Below are 14273 nucleotides of genomic sequence, written 5' to 3'. Positions count from 1 at the left end.
ACGCCACCATGCAGACGCACTTCACCGCGGAAGACCTCCAGAAGCCGCATATCCGCGAGGCAGATCGGGTGCTGCGCACCTGCGTGCACTGCGGCTTCTGCAACGCCACCTGCCCCACCTACCAGCTGCTGGGGGACGAGCGCGACGGCCCGCGCGGGCGCATCTACCTGATCAAGGAGATGCTCGAGGCCCCCGAGGGCAGCGACAAGGTGACCGAGGAGACCCGGCTCCACCTCGACCGCTGCCTCACCTGCCTCAACTGCGAGACCACCTGCCCCTCGGGGGTGGAGTACCACAAGCTGATCAATATCGGCCGCGCCGAGGTCGAGCGCCGGGTGCCACGCAAGGCATCGGAGCGCGCACTGCGCTATGGCCTGCGCAAGGCGCTGGTGGAGCCGAAGCGCTTCCAGGCGCTATTCAAGCTGGGCCTCACCTTCAGGCCGCTGGTGCCGGGCGTGCTCAGGGACAAGATGCCTCCCGCCCCGGTGGATGCCGGAAAGCGCCCCGAAGGCAGCCGCCACGCCCGCCAGATGCTGATCCTGGAGGGCTGCGTGCAGCCGGGGCTCTCGCCCAACACCAACGCCGCCACCGCCCGGGTGCTGGATCGCCTCGGCATCGGGCTGACTCCGGTGGCCGAGGCCGGCTGCTGCGGCGCCATCGACTTCCACCTCAACGCCCAGGACGAGGGGCGTGCCCGGGCGCGGGCCAACATCGACGCCTGGTGGCCGCATATCGAATCCGGCGCCGAGGCGATCGTGCAGACCGCCAGCGGCTGCGGCGCCTTCGTCAAGGAGTACGCCGAGATCCTCGCCGACGACCCCGACTACGCCGACAAGGCTGCCCGGGTGAGCGAGCTGGCGAAGGACCTGGTCGAGGTGCTCCGCGACGAGGCCCTGGACGACCTCGAGGTAAAACAGGGCCGCCGGCTAGCCTTCCACTGCCCCTGCACCCTGCAGCACGCCCAGAAGCTCGGCGGCGCCGTGGAGGGCGTGCTGACCCGGCTCGGCTTCGCGCTGACCCCGGTGGCCGACGCCCACCTCTGCTGTGGCTCGGCGGGTACCTACTCCATCACCCAGCCGGAGCTCTCGAAGCAGCTGCGCGACAACAAGCTCGACAACCTCGAGGCCGGCAATCCCGAGGTGATCGTCACCGCCAACATCGGTTGCCAGACCCACCTCAATGGCGCCAACCGCACCGAGGTGCGCCACTGGATAGAGATCGTGGATGAGGCGCTCGCCTAGCGCCCGCCTCCGAGCTTGTTTCCCCCTGCAACAGCGTTCCATCACAAAGAGGAATACCGCTCATGAAGACCAAGCCAGCCCTGACCCTGACCGACGTCAACGCCATCCTCGATGCCGCCCAGCAGGAGGCCGAGGCCAACGGCTGGGGCGTAACCATCGCCGTGGCCGACGACGGCGGCCACCTGCTCGGCCTGCGCCGCATGGACGCAGCCCCGCCCTTCAGCGCCGAGGTGGCCGCCCAGAAGGCCCGCAATGCCGCCATCGGCCGCCGCGAGACCCAGGCCTTCGAGGAGATGATCAACGGCGGCCGCACCGCCTTCGTCACCGCCCCCATGCAGTCGCTGCTGGCCGGTGGCGTGCCGGTGCTGGTGGACGGCGAGGTCGCCGGCACCGTCGGCATCTCCGGCGTCAAGCCCGACCAGGACGTGCAGATCGCCCGCGCCGGCGTAGCTGCCATCGGCTGATCCAGGGCGCTGTCGCTCCCGAGCATGGGGCCTTACCCCGGACTACACTGAACGGGCACGGGTCCATCGTGAGACCCGGCAGGCGTGCCTGCTGGGTACGCCTTCACCTGACCGCGCTCGGGAGGTACCGAGATGATCAAGAAATCACTCATCGCCCTGGCCGCCATGCTGTTCTCCGCATCGGCCTGGGCGCATATGTGTCCGACACTGATGGGCGACATTGACCAGGCGCTGGAGGATGACACCACCGTCGCCGAAGTCGACGAATCCACCCTCGAGGAGGTCCGCGACCTGCGGGCCCGCGGCGAGGAAGCCCACCAGGCCGGTGACCACGACGAATCGGTGGCCCTACTGGAAGAGGCCAAGGAGAAACTGGGCCTGATGTAGGACCCGCCGTCCGCACGCAAGCCGGCAACCCCCGTGAGCCCCGACGTGTCGGGGCTCACGTCTTTTCAGGGCGCAGCAGGCCGTCGCCGCAACTCGCCGTTGAGCGCCCGGACGATGCTGTAGCACATCAGCAGCATCACCACCGAGAACGGGATCGCCGTCGCGGTGACACCCGCCTGCAGTGCCGAGAGGCCGCCACCGATCAGCAGCACGATGGCGATCAACCCCTCCACCGTCGCCCAGAACATGCGCTGGGTGCGCGGCGCATCGACCTTGCCCCCGGCGGTGATGGTGTCGATCACCAGCGAGCCGGAGTCCGAGGAGGTCACGAAGAAGACCAGCGCCAGGAAGATCGCCAGGGTGGACATCAACCCGGTCAGTGGCAGCTCGTTGAGCATGCCGAACAGCGACAGCTCCGGACTGTAGTTGTCGATCACATACTCCTTGACCAGGCTCCCGGCCGGATCGGCATACAGCTGCTCCAGCGCCGTGCTGCCGAACACCCCCATCCAGATGAAGATGAACAGGCTGGGGATCAGCAGCACCGAGATGATGAACTCCCGCACCGTGCGCCCGCGGGAGACCCGCGCGATGAACATGCCCACGAAGGGCGCCCAGCTGATCCACCAGGCCCAGTAGAAGATGGTCCAGGCCTGGCGGAAGGCGTCATCCTCGCGACCGAAGGGCGCCGACAGCGGGATGAACTCCGTCACGTAGGTCACCAGTCCCGTCCAGAATCCGCTCAGCGCCAGCAGGGTCGGGCCGGCAAACAGCACGAACAGGAAGAACAGCACCGCCAGGATCATGTTGATCTCGGAGAGCTTCTTCACGCCCCCGTCGAGGCCACGCCACACCGAGACCAGCGCCACGGCCGTCACCAGGATGATGATGATGACCTGGAAGCTGGTGCTGACCTCCAGGCCGAACACGAAGTTCATCCCCGCATTGGCCTGCTGTGCACCGAGTCCCAGGGAGGTGGCCAACCCGAACAGGGTGGAGAAGACCGCCAGGATATCGATCACGTGTCCCCACCAGCCCCATACGCGATCACCGAGGATCGGGAAGAAGGCCGAACGGATGGAGAAGGGCAACCCCTTGTTGTAGGTGAAGAGCGCCAGGGCCAGCGCCATCACCACATAGACGGCCCAGCCGTGCAGCCCCCAGTGCAGGTAGGTGCCGGCAAGCCCGAGGGCGCTGGCGTCGGCGATCGCCGCGTGATCGAGCGTCCCGTCGCTGCCGAAGGGGGAAGCCACCCCCAGGGGGAGCGAGACGTTGGCGTGGTAGACCGGCTCCAGCACGCCGAAGAACAGCAACCCGATGCCGATGCCCGCGGCGAAGAGCATCGAGAACCAGGAAAGGTATCCGTACTCGGGCCGGGCGTCGGGGCCGCCCAGCCGCACCGAGCCATAGGGCAGCAGCACCAGCGCCACGCAGAACAGGATGAAGAAGTCCACCACGATCATGAAGTACCAGTCCAGGGTGCCGGTCGAGAAGCCGACGATAGACTGGAAGAGGCTGCCCGCGCGCTCGGGGAACAGCAGGGTAAGCACTATGAACACCACCGAGGCCAGCGCCGACACGACGAATACCCGGTTGTGGATATCGAAGCCGATGGGACCCAGCTGCCCCTCGATATTGTCCTGGCCGACGACATAGTCGGTCTGCATATCGCTGGTCTCGGCATGGGGTGAGGACATGCCTGGATCGCCAGGATCCCTGGATTCGCTCATGGGAGAGCCCTCTTGCGATGGGAGTGAGATGCAGGTTCAGTTTACCATGTGCTCATTCAACGACCCTGGCCATGAGCGGCCACCTTTCAACGTATACGGAACCGCGATGTCTCCCCTGCACTTCCTGGCCCCCCTCGGCGCAGTACTGATCTGGTCGGGCAACATGACCATCAACCAGCTCACCGTCGGCGCCATCGCGCCGAGCAGCATCGCCTTCCTGCGCTGGGTGCTGGCGCTCGCCGTGCTCACCCCCTTCCTGGCGCCTTCGGCCTGGAAGCACCGGGCAACGATCCGCCGGGAGTGGCCGAAGCTCGCCGTGCTGGGGCTGCTCGGCATGGGATTGTGGCAGGGGCTCGCCTACATGGCCGCCGAGACCACCAGCGCCACCAACATGGGCATCCTGGCCGCCATGGTGCCGCTGCTCACCGTGCTGCTCAGCGCCCTGATCCTGCGCGAGCCGCCGAGCCTGGGCGGCGTGGCCGGCGGCGCCCTGGCACTGGTCGGCGTGTCCGTCCTGCTCGGCCAGGGCAACCCGCTCTCGCTGCTGGAGCTGACGGTGGCGAAGGGAGACGCCCTGATGCTGGTGGCCGCCACCTGCTACGCCCTCTACGGGGTGATGCTCAAGCGCTGGCCCATCGACCTGCCACCCTGGGTGCTGCTCTACGGCCAGGTGATCTTCGCCGTGCTCTTCCTGCTGCCACCCTACCTGCTGGGTCCCATGACCCCGGTCGATTCGAGCAACGTCGGCCTGATCCTCTACGCCGGCATTCCCGCCTCCATCGTCACCACCTTTCTGTGGATGCTGGCGATCCGCCGCATCGGCGCCAGCCAGGCGAGCATCTTCATCAACCTGATGCCGCTGTTCAGCGCCATCATCGCCATGCTCGCCCTGGGCGAGCGCATCGCCCTGTTCCACTTCCTGGGCGGGGCGCTGATACTCGCCGGCGTGATCATGGCCCAGACCCTGACCCGGCCACTGGGCCGCCCGCCCGTCGCGGCACAGGGCGGCACCGATCGCTCGTGCTAGACTCTGCCCTCTGCCCCACCTGACCTGAAGGATGCACCATGTCCCTCGACGACCTGCACCTCACGCTTCGCAACCTGACGCTGGATGACTACCCCCAGCTCGAGTCGCTGATGGACGCCGTCTACCACGATATCGGCGGCGCCTGGTCGCGGCACACCATCGAGAAGCTGATCGAGTCCTTCCCCGACGGCCAGGTGGTCATCGAGGATGACGGCCGCCTGGTGGGCATCGCCCTGACCGTGCGGGTCGACTACGACGAGTTCACCAACCCGCACAAGTACGACGACCTGATCGGCAAGCGCGAGGTGATCCTCGACGCCCCCGAGGGCGACGCCATGTACGGGCTGGACGTGCTGATCCACCCCGACTACCGCGGCTACCGCCTGGGTCGGCGCCTCTACGACGCGCGCAAGGAGCTGTGTCGCTCGCTGAACCTGCGCGCGATCCTCGCCGGCGGGCGCATCCCCCAGTACCACCAGCACGCCGAGGAGCTCTCCCCCACCCAGTACATCGACCGGGTGGCGCGCAAGGAGATCCACGACCCCATCCTCTCCTTCCAGCTGGCCAACGACTTCCAGGTCAAGCGCCTGCTACGCGACTACCTCCCGGAGGACGAGCGCTCCCAGGGCTACGCCACCCTGCTGGAATGGAACAACTTCCTCTACGAGCCCGCCGAGCTGGTGCTCGATACCCGCAAGACCCAGGTAAGGGTGGGTGCCGTGCAGTGGCAGATGCGTGAGTTCGATTCGGTGGAGGCGGTGCTGCAGCAGGTGGAGTACTTCGTCGACGCCCTCTCGGACTACAAGAGCGACTTCGCGGTCTTTCCGGAGCTGTTCAATGCGCCGCTGATGGGGCTGCAGAACCGCGCCGCCCAGCAGGACCAGATGGCCGCCATCCGATTCCTGGCCAGCTTCACCGAGCAGTTCAAGACCGAGCTCTCGCGCATGGCAGTCTCCTGCAACATCAACATCATCGCCGGCTCGATGATCGAGGTGGGAGAGGACGACCGTCTCTATAACGTCGCCTACCTGTGCCACCGCGACGGCACCCTGGAGCGCCAGGCCAAGCTGCACATCACCCCCCAGGAGCGCCGCGACTGGGTGATCGAGGGCGGCGACGACCTCCAGGTATTCGACACCGACGCCGGGCGCATCGGCATCCTGATCTGCTACGACGTGGAGTTCCCGGAGCTTCCGCGGCTGCTGGCCGAGCAGGAGATGGACATCCTCTTCGTGCCCTTCTGGACCGATACCAAGAACGGCTACCTGCGGGTGCGTCACTGCGCCCAGGCCCGGGCCATCGAGAACGAGTGCTACGTGGTGCTGTGCGGCAGCGTGGGCAACGTGCCCTCCATCGAGAACATGGAGATCCAGTACGCACAGTCGTCGGTCTTCTCGCCCTCGGACTTCGCCTTCCCACACGACGCCGTGCTCTCCGAGACCACCCCCAACACCGAGATGATCATGTTCTCGGACCTCGACCTGACGCGGCTGACCATGGTGCGCAACGAGGGCTCGGTAACCAACCTCAAGGATCGCCGCAAGGACCTCTTCGACCTGCGCTGGCGCGACTGGTCGTGGAAGTCCGGGGCCGACCTCGACGAGAGCTGAGCCGATGCTGGGGCGCCTGAAACGTTGGCGCGAGGCGCGCTTCGCGGCGCGCCACCCCTTCCCCGAAGACGCCTGGGCCGAGGCACGCGGACGCGTGCCGCTGCTCGCCGCCCTGGCCGAGGAGGAGGCAGCACGCCTGGGCCAACGTGCCTGGCGCTTCCTGCACGCCAAGCGCGTCACCCTGCACCCCGAGCTCGCCGAGGCCACCCCCTTCGACCTCCCCGCCAGGCTTGCCCTGGCCGCCCAGGCCTGCCTGCTGACCCTGGGCTGGCCCGAGGAGGAGCATCATGAGGCCTTCGCCAACGTCCACGAGGTACTGGTGCTGCCGGACGCCTTCCAGCGCCGGGTGGAGGAGATGGACGAATTCGGCGTGATGCACGAGTACGACGACGAACGCGCCGGCGAGACCTCCCACCAGGGGCCGGTGGTGGTGGCCTTCCCCGATCTGATGGAGAGCGGCGACTTCTCGGGGTTCAACGTGCTGATCCACGAGTTCGCCCACAAGCTCGACCTGGGCAACTCGCTGGACGTCGACGGCTTCCCGCCGCTGCCCGCCGAGATCGACCCGCGGGAGTGGCACCGGGTGTTCATGGCGGTGTGGGACGACCTCCAGGCGCGGCTGGCGCGCGGCGAGGCCACGCCCATCGATGACTACGCCGCCACCCACCCCGGCGAGTGCTTCGCGGTGTGCTGCGAGGCCTTCTTCACCGCCCCCGACCTGTTGCATGATGCCTATCCGGCGCTCTTCGCGCTGCTCGGCCGCTACTTCCGCCAGGCGCCGCTGGCCCGCCTGCCGGCCGAGTATCACGCGCGGCCGCTCGCGGCCCATCCCGAGCGCCACTGACCCACCGCCCGTCCCCAGGAGGCGCCGATGATCGACCTGCGCAGCGATACCGTCACCCGTCCCAGCGCCGCCATGCGCGACGCGATGCACGCCGCCCCGGTGGGCGACGACGTCTGGGGCGACGACCCCAGCGTGGCGCGCTTCGAGGCCGCCGTGGCCGAACGCGCCGGCAAGGCCGCCGCCCTGCTCTTCCCCAGCGGCACCCAGAGCAACCTGGCCGCCCTGCTCGCCCACTGCCAGCGCGGCGACGAATACCTCGCCGGCCAGCAGGCCCACACCTACAAGTACGAGGGCGGCGGCGCCGCGGTGCTCGGCGGCATCCAGCCCCAGCCGCTGGAGCACGCCGAGGACGGCTCGCTGCCCCTGGAGCGCATCCGCGCGGCGATCAAGCCCGACGACTTCCACTTCGCCCGCACCCGCCTGCTGGCGCTGGAGAACACCATCGGCGGGCGCGTGCTCGATCCCGACTACGTGGCGGCGGCCACCGCGCTGGCCCGGGAGCACGGCCTCGCCACCCACCTCGACGGCGCCCGGCTGTTCAACGCCGCGGTGGCCAGCGACACCTCACTGGATGAGCTCTGCGCGCCCTTCGACTCGGTCTCGCTGTGCTTCTCCAAGGGGCTCGGCGCCCCGGTGGGCTCGGCCCTGGCGGGCTCCCGCGAGCTGATCGACAGCGCCCGGCGCTGGCGCAAGGTGCTGGGCGGCGGCATGCGCCAGTCCGGCATCATCGCCGCCGCCTGCCACCATGCGCTGGACCACCACGTGGCCGACCTCGCCGGCGATCATCGCCGCGCCGCACGCCTGGCCGAGGGGATCCGCGCGTTGCCCGACCTCGAGGTGGCCTACCAGGCCACCAACATGGTGTTCCTGCGCATCCCCGAGCCCCACGTCGCCCCGCTGCGCGCCTGGCTAGCCGCCCGCGGGATCCTCGTCGAGCTGCTCTACGCCACCCGCCTGGTGGTCCACCGCGACCTCGACGACGACGCCATCGAGAGAGTGCTCGAGGCGCTGGGCGAGTACTTCACCCGCCACTGAGCTGGCGCTCGGCGAGCAGCCAGCGCCACACGCGCCCGGCGTCGTCGCCGACCTCGCGGCGGCTCGGTCGCACCAGCCAGAAGCGCTCCGCGCAGGGCAGGCCGGGGTCGAAGGGCACCACCAGGTCGTCGCGCTCGGCCAGCAGGCGGCGATGGGCCAGGGCGACCCCGATGCCCCGTGCGGCCAGCGCCAGCGTCATCACCTGGTTGTCGCAGGCCAGCGAGTCGCAGCGGCGCTCGAGCCCGCTCAGGGCCGCCGCCTCCAGCCAGGCCGGCCAGCCGGCGCCGAAGCCCAGGGCATGCAGCAGGGTATGACCCGCCAGTTCGGCCGGCGCCCGCAGCCGCTCGGCGACGGCGGGCGCGCAGGCCGGCACCAGCCACTCCTCGCCCAGCGACAGCGCCTCCACCCCGGCCCAGTCGCCGTGGCCGTAGCGGATCTCGATGTCCGCCCCCTCGGGGCCGAAGTCGTCGGGCCAGATGGCGCTGACCAGGCGCAGCGCCACCTCGGGATGCGCCTCTCGCAGGCGAGCCAGGCGCGGTGCCAGCCAGTCCTGCTGGATCACCGGGGTGGTGCGCAGGGTCACGCTGTGGTCGGCCGCGCCGCCGAACACCTCGGCGGTTCCCTCGGCCAGGCGCGAGAAGGCGTCGTGGATGCTGGGCAGCCAGGCCTGGCCTGCCGGGGTCAGGGTGAGGCTGCGCGGGTGGCGCACGAAGAGCTTGTGGCCCAGGCGGTCCTCCAGCAGGCGGATGCGCTGGCTGATGGCCGCCTGGGTCACCCCCAGCTCGCGACCGGCGGCGGTGAAGCTGAGGGTGCGCGCGGCGGCCTCGAAGGCCTGCAGCCAGGTCAGCGGCGGCAAGGGGGTCATGGCCAAGTCACTCATAAGCTGGATTGGGTCATAGGCGCCAGATTAATCGTTTGTCACTGCCCGCGCCACGCCCCATCCTGAGCGCCTCCCCCATCCCCTGACCCGAGGAGACGCCATGAGCCTTGTCGCCGACACCGCTCGCCCTGCCACCGCCCCCGACATGGCCGAGCTCGCGCCCTTCCCCGCCGGGCCGCTGCTCAGCGAGGCCCGCGCCGAAGCCGAGGCGGTGGCGCTGATCTGGGAAGACGGCGCGCGCACCCGCCTGCCCCTGCTCTGGCTGCGCGACCACTGCCCCTGTCCGGCGTGCCGCCACCCCCAGACCCGCGAGCGCCTGCATGTGCCGCTCGACGAGGTGAGCACGCCGCCCGAGACGCGCATCGAGGAAGGCCACCTGTGGCTGCGCTGGGAGGACGGCCACGAGAGCCGCTTCGCCGCCGGCTGGCTGCACCAGCGCCGCCCCGAGGCACCGGTGACGAGCCCCGTCCCCGCGCGTCGTGCCTGGCGCGAGGGCTTCACGCCGGTGCGCGTGCGCCACGCCGACTTCCTGACGCCGGAGGGGGAGGCGACCTGGCTCGAGGCGCTGCTGCGCGACGGCCTGGCGCTGATCGACCAGGGCCCGCTGGCCGACGAGGAGGTCAGCCGCCTGGCGGAGCGCATCGGTCCCCAGCGCCCCACCAACTTCGGCGCCCGCTTCGACGTGCGCTCCAAGCCCAACCCCAACAACGCCGCCTACACCGCCATCGGCCTGGCGCTTCACATCGACCTGCCCAACTGGCGCCAGCCGCCGGATATCCAGCTACTCTACTGCCTCCAGAATGAGGCCGAGGGGGGCGAATCGCTGCTCGCCGACGGCATCCGGGTCGCCGAGGCGCTGCGCGAGGCGGATCCCGAGGCCTTCCGGGTACTCAGCGAGGAGGCCATCGACTTCCGCTTTCAGGACGAGACGCACGACATCGCCGTGCGCGCACCAGTGATCGGCTGCGACGCCGAGGGCCGAGTGGTGGAGTTGCGCTTCAACAACTGGATACGCGATACCCTGCGCCTGCCCGCCGAGCGCATGACGGCCTGGTACCGCGCCTATCGCCACTTCTGGCAGCTGCTACACTCGCCGCGCTTCCAGCTCGACTTCAGCCTGGCGCCGGGCGAGATGGTCGCCTTCGACAACCGCCGGGTGCTGCATGGCCGCCGCGCCTTCGACCCCAACACCGGCGCCCGCCACCTGCAGGGGACCTACCTGGACCGCGACCTGCTCGAGTCGCGGCTGCGAGTGCTCTCCCGCCGCCGCTGACCGGGCGATCGCCGCAGCGACGGCGCGACGCCGACGATTGGACTCGGCCGGCAGGGGCCTTATGCTGTTCTCCCGCCTGTCGCCGAGATCCCTGCTATGCCCCGCTCCCTGCTGCTGCCGCTGGTCGCCCTCGCCCTGCTCGCCAGCCTGGCGCTGGGCTGGCAGTGGCTGGCCCGGGAGGGAGTGCTGACCCTGGAGGCGCTGCGGGCGCTGGCCGCCTCGGCCCCCGGCTGGCGCGACGCGCCCTGGACGATCCTGGTGGTGATGGCGGTCTACGCCGGGGCCTCGCTGGTGATGTTCCCGCTGAGCCTGCTGGTAGGCGCGACCGGGCTGCTGTTCGGCCCCTGGTGGGGCTTCGGCTACGCCCTGGCAGGCACCCTGGGCGCCTCGCTGGTCACCTGGTGGGTGGGCCGGCGCATCGGCCGCGAGGCGCTGCTGCGCCATGGTGGCAAGCGCCTCAGGGGGCTCTCGCGCTACCTCTCCGGCCGCGGCATCCGCACCATGACCGTCGTCAACCTGCTGCCGCTGGCCCCCTTCACCCTCACCAACATGATGGCCGGCGCCTTTCGCCTGCGCCTGCGCGACTATCTGGTGGGCTCGGCGCTGGGGATCGCCCCCGGGCTCGCCGGGGTCACGCTGCTGGGCAGCCAGCTGGGGGAGCTGGCCACCGCCGAGAGCCGCGGCGAGCTCGCCTGGGGTGCCGGAGGCCTGCTGCTGGCGGTGCTGCTGCTGGTGGCGCTCAAGCGCTGGGCCGATCGTCGCCGGCGGCGCTGATCACTTCGCCGGCCCGCCGGGCCACCAGTCCGGGCGCTCCTCCTCCCAGGTGGCGTGGACCAGCTTGCCCAACACCCTGCCACGGTGGCGTAGCATCTGCCACTCTGCCCCCAGGCGGTGTCTCACCCGCTCCCAGCCCCCCTCCTCGGCATGGGTGAAGGGGCCACCGGCGGCGATGGCACGTCGGTAGACGTCGAGGCAGCGCTCGGCGCAGCGGGCCTCGTCGAAGGCCGCCGCGGTCCGCTGCGCCCCCTCTGCCAGGGGCGAGCGCGCCGCGGGCTCGACCAGCGCCGTCAGGGCCGCGGCCATCGCCTCGGCATCGTCGCCCTCCAGCAGGCGACCGTTCTCGCCGTCCCGCACCACCTCGCGCACCCCGGGGGCATCCAGGGCCACCACCGGCAGCCCGGTGGCCATGGCCTCGGCCACCACCATGCCCTGGGTCTCGCTGTGGGAGGCGAAGGCGAAGAGGTCCATGGCGTGGTAGGCATCGATCAGCGCCTGCCCCTGCAGCCGCCCGGTGAAGTGCACCCTGGCGCCGACGCCGGCCTCCTCGAAGCGCGCCTCCATGGCCGCTTGCGCCTCCCCCTCCCCCACCACCAGGCAGTGGAGGCGCTCGTCGCGTCCCAGCGCCAGGCCGACGGCGTGCGCCAGGAAGTCGAGGTTCTTCTCGAAGGCCAGCCGCCCCAGGTGGCCGACCACGCAGGCCTCCTCGGGAATCCCCAGCCGCTCGCGCCAGGCTCGCTCGTCGCCCGCCGCGAAGCGGCGCGTGTCCACGCCGCTCGGCACCACGCTGATCGCCGCGTTGGCCCCGCGCTCGATCAGCAGCCGGCGGATGCTCTCGCTGGGCGCGATCACCTCATCGCACAACCGGGTGTACTCGGTGGCCAGCGCCACTGCGAAGCGTTGCATACGCGGCGAGTCGCCGGGCACGTAGTGGGTGTAATGCTCGTAGAGGGTGTGGTGGGTGAACACCAGCGGCAGGCCATAGGTCTCGGCGGTGCGCGCCGCGGTGTCGCCGAGCAGGAAGGGGTGGTGAGAGTGCACGATATCCGGGTCGAAAGCCTCCACCGCCTCGTGGAGCTGGCCGGGAATCGGCACCGGCAGCGAGAAGTCGCTGCCGTTGAAGTGCTGCATGGCAACCACCCGCACCACGTCCTGCTCCGCTTCAGGCTGGCCATCCAGGCGCGGCGCCACCACCAGCACCCGGTGGCCAAGCTCGCGCAGGCTCACCGCCAGGCGCTGCACCGACTCGCTGACCCCGCCGACGATGGGCAGGTAGGTGTTGGTAAACATGATGACGTTCACGACTGGGGGCTCCGCTGCACGGGGATAGACAATTTGAACACTCTTCACCCGCCCGGCGATTCGGATACGTCAGACCGTATCAGATGTCACGGTGGATCACCTGTCCTACGCCCCTGGAGGGCGGCAGCACAGCGACGGTGACATGGTTCGACCTTGTGGAGAGTAGCCGCTGGCGCAGCCGATACCACCATTGGGGTGATCGGCTGCGCCACTGTTACCGATCAGTCATCGTCGTCATCGACCTGGTGGCCAATAACGCCGCCAACCACGGCACCGCCAACGGTACCAGCCGTGCTGCCTCCCGTCAGGACCGAGCCGCCGACAGCACCCACGCCCGCACCGAGGGCAGTGTTCCTGTCCTGGGTCGACATCCCGGAGCACGCCGCCAGGCCCAGCATAAGGGACAGGGCCAATGCACCAAGCGCCGATCTTTGCATCCTGTTCATGATCCACCTCCATAAGTACCCGTCGCATGCTGCGACATCGTGGCTGAAAGCCAAGTGATACAACGCCCTGTGCACTACCATCTGCATTCTAGCGACTTTGCCTTGTGGCTGAAGTTCCCTTCTTATAACTGGGCATGCTGACAGTAGTCACCTGCCTGACCTGGGGTGTCTAGCCCGCCACTGTGAGCACTACCCGGATACCCGCCCCCTGCGTCCTGCTCCAGCGCGACACTCCGAGCGAGTGCCGAGCCTCATCGAACTCCATTATTGGCAAGGTGGTGGGCTGTGTCTAACGCGGGACCTCTGCGAAAGAGATCACCCCACCCGCCCGGGTAGTTCCTGACGAAGCAGGTCCACAAAAGCACGAATCCGTGCAGGGATATGACGCCGCTGGCGATAGACGGCATGGAAGTCGGCGCGCACGCCCTGCCACTCGGGCAACAGCGCCACCAGGCGCCCGTCCGCCAGGTGCGACTGGACATCCCAGCGGGAACGCAGGATGACCCCGTGGCCATCCAGCGCCAGGTTGACGATGACCTCGCCGTCGTTGCTGGCCAGGGGCCCGGCGACCTTGACCGACTGGTCCGGGCGCTCGCCACCACGATGCTCGAAGCGCCAGAGCGCGAAGTCGCTGTCGTTCTCGCGCAGCACCAGGCAGGGATGCTTCGCCAGGTCCGCCGGCTCCGCCAGGCCCGGCATCCGCTCGGCATAGGCGGGCGCCGCGCAGAGGATCCGGCGGTTGTCGAGGATGCGCTGGGCGACGAGCCGCGAATCGGGGAGGGCACCCACCCGGATGCTGATGTCCACGCCCTGTTCGCCCGGCGTCATGGGGAAGTTGGTAAGCTCGAGGGTGCCCTCCACGCCCGGGTGGCTGGCGCAGAAGCGGGAGAGCAGCGGTGCCACGTGGCGGCGCCCGAAGCCGAAGGTGGCGTTGACCTTGAGCGGCCCCGAGAGCGCGGCACGCTGGGCACTGAGGCCCTCCTCCAGCTCGGCCAGCTCGTCGAGGATCGCCCCGCCACCGGCCAGGTAGCGCTCCCCCTCCGCCGTCAGGGTCAGGCGACGGGTGGTGCGACTGGCCAGGCTGACCCCCAGGCGCGATTCGAGCTGCTTGAGACGCTTGCTGACCGCCGACAGGGAGAGTCCCAGGTCGCGGGCGGTCGCCGTCAGGCTGCCGGCTCGCGCCAGGCGCTGGAAGAAGGCGAGGTCATCAAGCGGCGCCATGGACTCTCCACTCATGGTCAACAATGCCTTGCATCC

Annotated in this window: 14 protein-coding genes; 9 read left to right on the top strand and 5 right to left on the bottom strand. The window is 69.5% G+C overall.

Features of this window, described 5'->3' with window-relative positions; translation table 11 throughout:
• Window positions 1-8 precede the first annotated feature (8 nt).
• The 3 genes from glcF to GRB96_RS04195 all read left to right on the top strand — a co-directional run bounded on the left by glcF (window position 9) and on the right by GRB96_RS04195 (window position 2092).
• Window positions 9-1241 (top strand): glycolate oxidase subunit GlcF, encoded by a 1233-nt coding sequence (glcF, locus tag GRB96_RS04205; protein ID WP_161430799.1) that lies wholly within the window; start codon window positions 9-11, stop codon window positions 1239-1241.
• Window positions 1242-1303: 62 nt separating this feature from the next.
• Window positions 1304-1705, top strand: a complete 402-nt coding sequence (locus tag GRB96_RS04200) for a GlcG/HbpS family heme-binding protein (RefSeq protein ID WP_161430797.1) — start codon at window positions 1304-1306, stop codon at window positions 1703-1705.
• Window positions 1706-1837: 132 nt separating this feature from the next.
• Window positions 1838-2092 carry a hypothetical protein gene (locus GRB96_RS04195; protein ID WP_161430795.1) on the top strand — a complete coding sequence of 85 codons (255 nt, stop codon included), beginning with the start codon at window positions 1838-1840 and terminating at the stop codon, window positions 2090-2092.
• A gap of 65 nt (window positions 2093-2157) precedes the next feature.
• Here GRB96_RS04195 and GRB96_RS04190 read toward each other — a convergent pair whose 3' ends face one another.
• Window positions 2158-3759, bottom strand: coding sequence for a BCCT family transporter (locus GRB96_RS04190; RefSeq protein WP_205743589.1), 1602 nt, complete (start codon window positions 3757-3759; stop codon window positions 2158-2160).
• 169 nt (window positions 3760-3928) lie between these two features.
• On the opposite strand from GRB96_RS04190, the gene GRB96_RS04185 reads away from it, so the two are divergent.
• Genes GRB96_RS04185 through ltaE form a run of 4 tightly spaced genes read left to right on the top strand, consistent with a single transcriptional unit; the run spans window position 3929 to window position 8338 of the window.
• Window positions 3929-4849 carry a DMT family transporter gene (locus tag GRB96_RS04185; RefSeq protein WP_161430794.1) on the top strand — a complete coding sequence of 307 codons (921 nt, stop codon included), beginning with the start codon at window positions 3929-3931 and terminating at the stop codon, window positions 4847-4849.
• A gap of 38 nt (window positions 4850-4887) precedes the next feature.
• Window positions 4888-6459: a bifunctional GNAT family N-acetyltransferase/carbon-nitrogen hydrolase family protein gene (locus GRB96_RS04180; protein WP_161430792.1), complete on the top strand. Its 1572-nt coding sequence runs from the start codon at window positions 4888-4890 to the stop codon at window positions 6457-6459.
• A gap of 4 nt (window positions 6460-6463) precedes the next feature.
• Entirely contained in the window at window positions 6464-7303 is an 840-nt protein-coding gene (locus GRB96_RS04175) for a M90 family metallopeptidase (RefSeq protein WP_161430790.1), read from the top strand.
• 27 nt (window positions 7304-7330) lie between these two features.
• The gene (gene ltaE, locus GRB96_RS04170) at window positions 7331-8338 is read left to right on the top strand and encodes a low-specificity L-threonine aldolase (RefSeq protein ID WP_161430788.1); all 1008 of its coding nucleotides are present in this window, start codon (window positions 7331-7333) and stop codon (window positions 8336-8338) included.
• Here the strand turns inward: ltaE and GRB96_RS04165 are convergent.
• The gene (locus GRB96_RS04165; RefSeq protein ID WP_161430786.1) at window positions 8325-9203 is read right to left on the bottom strand and encodes a LysR substrate-binding domain-containing protein; all 879 of its coding nucleotides are present in this window, start codon (window positions 9201-9203) and stop codon (window positions 8325-8327) included. The genes ltaE and GRB96_RS04165 overlap by 14 nt on opposite strands.
• A 115-nt stretch (window positions 9204-9318) precedes the next feature.
• On the opposite strand from GRB96_RS04165, the gene GRB96_RS04160 reads away from it, so the two are divergent.
• Together GRB96_RS04160 and GRB96_RS04155 are read left to right on the top strand one after the other, a co-directional pair.
• The gene (locus tag GRB96_RS04160) at window positions 9319-10491 is read left to right on the top strand and encodes a TauD/TfdA family dioxygenase (protein ID WP_240894120.1); all 1173 of its coding nucleotides are present in this window, start codon (window positions 9319-9321) and stop codon (window positions 10489-10491) included.
• A gap of 96 nt (window positions 10492-10587) precedes the next feature.
• Entirely contained in the window at window positions 10588-11265 is a 678-nt protein-coding gene (locus tag GRB96_RS04155; RefSeq protein WP_161430784.1) for a TVP38/TMEM64 family protein, read from the top strand.
• On the opposite strand, the gene GRB96_RS04150 is transcribed toward GRB96_RS04155, so the two are convergent.
• From GRB96_RS04150 to GRB96_RS04140, 3 genes are all read right to left on the bottom strand, one after another.
• Complete coding sequence (locus GRB96_RS04150; RefSeq protein ID WP_338074006.1) at window positions 11266-12570, bottom strand: glycosyltransferase; 1305 nt, start codon at window positions 12568-12570, stop codon at window positions 11266-11268.
• A gap of 221 nt (window positions 12571-12791) precedes the next feature.
• On the bottom strand, window positions 12792-13016 hold the full coding sequence (locus GRB96_RS04145; RefSeq protein ID WP_161430782.1) for a glycine zipper 2TM domain-containing protein: 225 nt from the start codon (window positions 13014-13016) through the stop codon (window positions 12792-12794).
• A gap of 315 nt (window positions 13017-13331) precedes the next feature.
• Window positions 13332-14237, bottom strand: coding sequence for a LysR family transcriptional regulator (locus GRB96_RS04140; RefSeq protein WP_161430780.1), 906 nt, complete (start codon window positions 14235-14237; stop codon window positions 13332-13334).
• Window positions 14238-14273: the final 36 nt, after the last annotated feature.

Source organism: Halomonas alimentaria, from assembly GCF_009902005.1.
Lineage (GTDB): Bacteria > Pseudomonadota > Gammaproteobacteria > Pseudomonadales > Halomonadaceae > Halomonas > Halomonas alimentaria.
The sequence above is the reverse complement of the archived record's forward strand: the minus strand, read 5'-3'. Positions and strand labels throughout refer to the sequence as shown.